Annotated in this window: 1 rRNA gene and 4 other annotated features (1 of these 5 only partly in view); the gene reads left to right on the top strand. The window is 53.9% G+C overall.

Features of this window, described 5'->3' with window-relative positions:
• The first annotated feature begins 14 nt into the window (after positions 1 to 14).
• Positions 15 to 86 (top strand) — a sequence feature (16S ribosomal RNA rRNA prediction is too short).
• A 92-nt stretch (positions 87 to 178) separates the two neighbouring features.
• Positions 179 to 320: a sequence feature (16S ribosomal RNA rRNA prediction is too short), on the top strand.
• A gap of 11 nt (positions 321 to 331) precedes the next feature.
• Positions 332 to 1,306: a sequence feature (most likely nonfunctional fraction of RNA operon), on the top strand.
• Positions 1,307 to 1,568: 262 nt separating this feature from the next.
• Positions 1,569 to 4,488, top strand: a 23S ribosomal RNA gene (locus HMPREF1207_RS09325).
• A gap of 135 nt (positions 4,489 to 4,623) precedes the next feature.
• Positions 4,624 to 4,744: a sequence feature (most likely nonfunctional fraction of RNA operon), on the top strand; it runs 93 nt beyond the window's last position.

The following is a 4,744-nucleotide window of genomic DNA, read 5'->3' as shown; positions in this document are numbered from 1 at the left end:
GGATGGGCCTGCGGCGCATTAGCTAGTTGGTGAGGTAACGGCTCACCAAGGCGACGATGCGTAGCCGACCTGAGAGGGTGAACGGCCACACTGGGACTGAGACACGGCCCAGACTCCTACGGGAGGCAGCAGTAGGGAATCTTCCGCAATGGACGCAAGTCTGACGGAGCAACGCCGCGTGAGTGATGAAGGTTTTCGGATCGTAAAGCTCTGTTGCCAGGGAAGAACGCCAAGGAGAGTAACTGCTCTTTGGGTGACGGTACCTGAGAAGAAAGCCCCGGCTAACTACGTGCCAGCAGCCGCGGTAATACGTAGGGGGCAAGCGTTGTCCGGAATTATTGGGCGTAAAGCGCGCGCAGGCGGTTTTTTAAGTCTGGTGTTTAATCCCGAGGCTCAACCTCGGTTCGCACCGGAAACTGGGAGACTGGAGTGCAGGAGAGGAAAGTGGAATTCCACGTGTAGCGGTGAAATGCGTAGAGATGTGGAGGAACACCAGTGGCGAAGGCGACTTTCTGGCCTGTAACTGACGCTGAGGCGCGAAAGCGTGGGGAGCAAACAGGATTAGATACCCTGGTAGTCCACGCCGTAAACGATGCATGCTAGGTGTTAGGGGTTTCGATACCCTTGGTGCCGAAGTTAACACAGTAAGCATGCCGCCTGGGGAGTACGCTCGCAAGAGTGAAACTCAAAGGAATTGACGGGGACCCGCACAAGCAGTGGAGTATGTGGTTTAATTCGAAGCAACGCGAAGAACCTTACCAGGTCTTGACATCCCTCTGACCGGCTTAGAGATAAGCCTTTCCTTCGGGACAGAGGTGACAGGTGGTGCATGGTTGTCGTCAGCTCGTGTCGTGAGATGTTGGGTTAAGTCCCGCAACGAGCGCAACCCTTGAACTTAGTTGCCAGCAGGTTAGGCTGGGCACTCTAAGTTGACTGCCGGTGACAAACCGGAGGAAGGCGGGGATGACGTCAAATCATCATGCCCCTTATGACCTGGGCTACACACGTACTACAATGGCCGGTACAACGGGAAGCGAAGGAGCGATCTGGAGCCAATCCTAGAAAAGCCGGTCTCAGTTCGGATTGCAGGCTGCAACTCGCCTGCATGAAGTCGGAATTGCTAGTAATCGCGGATCAGCATGCCGCGGTGAATACGTTCCCGGGTCTTGTACACACCGCCCGTCACACCACGAGAGTTTACAACACCCGAAGTCGGTGAGGTAACCGCAAGGGGCCAGCCGCCGAAGGTGGGGTAGATGATTGGGGTGAAGTCGTAACAAGGTAGCCGTATCGGAAGGTGCGGCTGGATCACCTCCTTTCTATGGAGACTCGGGTCCTGAAACGGACCCAGTCAAGAAGGCAATGCCTTCAAACCTTCAATCACTCGTTGTCAGTTTTGAAAGGAGAATTTTTCTCTTTTCAAACGTTGATCCTTGAAAACTAGATAGCGAAACATGTAACTAGAATCATCCAAACCTTTTGGTCTTGATGTAAAGCGAGGTTATATGCTGAGAAGTGATTTGGTAAGCGCAGCTTACTAGCACGAGTCAGGATATAACGGAGCGTTTGGTCAAGCTAATAAGGGCACACGGAGGATGCCTAGGCGCTAGGAGCCGAAGAAGGACGTGGCGAACGACGAAATGCCTCGGGGAGCCGTAAGCAGGCTTTGATCCGGGGATGTCCGAATGGGGGAACCCAGCTGTGGTAATGCGCAGTTACCATGCAGTGAATACATAGCTGCATTGGAGGCACACCCAGGGAACTGAAACATCTAAGTACCTGGAGGAAAAGAAAACAATAGTGATTCCGTCAGTAGCGGCGAGCGAACGCGGATTAGCCCAAACCAAGGAGCTTGCTCCTTGGGGTTGTAGGACGTCAATGTGGCAAAAGTTCATTAGGTGAAGTGATCTGGAAAGGTCCGCTAAAAGAGGTAACAGCCCTGTAGCCGAAAGTGAACGTATGCCTAGACGGATCCTGAGTACGGCGGGACACGTGAAACCCCGTCGGAATCCGGCAGGACCATCTGCCAAGGCTAAATACTCCCTAGCGACCGATAGTGAAGCAGTACCGTGAGGGAAAGGTGAAAAGCACCCCGGGAGGGGAGTGAAAAAGAACCTGAAACCGTGTGCCTACAAGAAGTCAGAGCCCGTTAATGGGTGATGGCGTGCCTTTTGTAGAATGAACCGGCGAGTTACGTTTGCATGCGAGGTTAAGCTGAAGAGGCGGAGCCGCAGCGAAAGCGAGTCTGAATAGGGCGAATGAGTATGCAGGCGTAGACCCGAAACCGTGTGATCTACCCCTGTCCAGGGTGAAGGTGCGGTAACACGCACTGGAGGCCCGAACCCACGAATGTTGAAAAATTCGGGGATGAGGTGGGGGTAGCGGAGAAATTCCAATCGAACTCGGAGATAGCTGGTTCTCCCCGAAATAGCTTTAGGGCTAGCCTCGGGGGATGTGTCGTGGAGGTAAAGCACTGATTGGGTGCGGGGCCCGCCAAGGGTTACCAAGTCCAGTCAAACTCTGAATGCCACAGACATTACCCCGGGAGTCAGACAGTGAGTGCTAAGATCCATTGTCAAGAGGGAAACAGCCCAGATCATCAGCTAAGGTCCCCAAGTGTGTGTTAAGTGGGAAAGGATGTGGAGTTGCACAGACAACCAGGATGTTGGCTTAGAAGCAGCCACCATTTAAAGAGTGCGTAATAGCTCACTGGTCGAGTGACTCTGCGCCGAAAATGTAACGGGGCTAAACACACCACCGAAGCTATGACTTGCGCATGAATTTGCGCATGGGTAGGGGAGCGTTCTGTACGGAGCGAAGGTAGATCGTGAGGACTGCTGGACTGTACAGAAGTGAGAATGCCGGTATGAGTAACGAAAAGATCAGTGAGAATCTGATCCGCCGAAAGCCTAAGGGTTCCTGAGGAAGGTTCGTCCGCTCAGGGTAAGTCGGGACCTAAGGCGAGGCCGAAAGGCGTAGTCGAAGGACAACAGGTTGAAATTCCTGTACCACCGTAAGCCGTTACGAGCAATGGAGTGACGCAGCAGGGTAGGGACGCGGACTGATGGATGTCCGTCCAAGCAGTGAGGCTGATGTGTAGGCAAATCCGCACATCGTGAAGGCTGGGCTGTGATGGGGAGCGAAAATTACAGTAGCGAAGGTCTTGATCTCACACTGCCGAGAAAAGCTTCTAGCCAGGCGAAGGTGCCCGTACCGCAAACCGACACAGGTGGGCGAGAAGAGAATTCTAAGGCGCGCGGAAGAACTCTCGTTAAGGAACTCGGCAAAATGACCCCGTAACTTCGGGAGAAGGGGTGCCCCGGTAGTGTGAATAGCACGAGGGGGCCGCAGTGAAAAGGCCCAAGCGACTGTTTAGCAAAAACACAGGTCTATGCGAAGCCGCAAGGCGAAGTATATGGGCTGACGCCTGCCCGGTGCTGGAAGGTTAAGGGGAGCGGTTAGGGGTAACCCGAAGCTGTGAACCGAAGCCCCAGTAAACGGCGGCCGTAACTATAACGGTCCTAAGGTAGCGAAATTCCTTGTCAGGTAAATTCTGACCCGCACGAATGGCGTAACGACTTGGGCGCTGTCTCAACGAGAGATCCGGTGAAATTTTAATACCTGTGAAGATGCAGGTTACCCGCGACAAGACGGAAAGACCCCATGGAGCTTTACTGCAGCTTGATATTGGACTTTGGTACGATCTGTACAGGATAGGTGGGAGCCTTTGAAGCCTGAGCGCCAGCTTGGGTGGAGGCGCCGTTGGGATACCACCCTGATCGTATCGGAGTTCTAACCTACTACCGTGATCCGGTAGAGGGACCGTGTCAGGTGGGCAGTTTGACTGGGGCGGTCGCCTCCTAAAGAGTAACGGAGGCGCCCCAAGGTTCCCTCAGAATGGTTGGAAATCATTCGAAGAGTGCAAAGGCATAAGGGAGCTTGACTGCGAGACATACAGGTCGAGCAGGGACGAAAGTCGGGCTTAGTGATCCGGTGGTACCGCATGGAAGGGCCATCGCTCAACGGATAAAAGCTACCCTGGGGATAACAGGCTTATCTCCCCCAAGAGTCCACATCGACGGGGAGGTTTGGCACCTCGATGTCGGCTCATCGCATCCTGGGGCTGAAGTAGGTCCCAAGGGTTGGGCTGTTCGCCCATTAAAGCGGTACGCGAGCTGGGTTCAGAACGTCGTGAGACAGTTCGGTCCCTATCTGTCGCGGGCGCAGGAAATTTGAGAGGAGCTGTCCTTAGTACGAGAGGACCGGGATGGACGTACCGCTGGTGTACCAGTTGTCTCGCCAGAGGCATCGCTGGGTAGCTATGTACGGAAGGGATAAGCGCTGAAAGCATCTAAGCGTGAAGCCCCCCTCAAGATGAGATTTCCCAATTAGTAAGACCCCTTGAAGACGACGAGGTAGATAGGTTGGAGGTGGAAGCACAGCAATGTGTGGAGCTGACCAATACTAATCGGTCGAGGGCTTAACCACAAGGTTTTTTCCGAAGGAAAAGACCGCATCGAGAGCATATGACACATATGCACCACAAGATCTTTGGATGGATCGACTGCACGTTTCGCTGCTAGTTTTCAGGGAGCAACCCTGGTGTGTCTGAATAGACACCTGTTTGGTGACGATGGCGGAAGGGAACCACGCGTACCCATCCCGAACACGACCGTTAAGCCTTCCAGCGCCGATGGTACTTGGACCGAAGGGTCCTGGGAGAGTAGGACGTTGCCAAGCAAAT

Source organism: Paenibacillus sp. HGH0039 (assembly GCF_000411255.1).
In the GTDB taxonomy this organism is placed as follows: Bacteria; Bacillota; Bacilli; order Paenibacillales; family NBRC-103111; genus Paenibacillus_F.
Note: the sequence above shows the minus strand (reverse complement) of the source record. Positions and strands in the feature narration are given on the sequence as shown.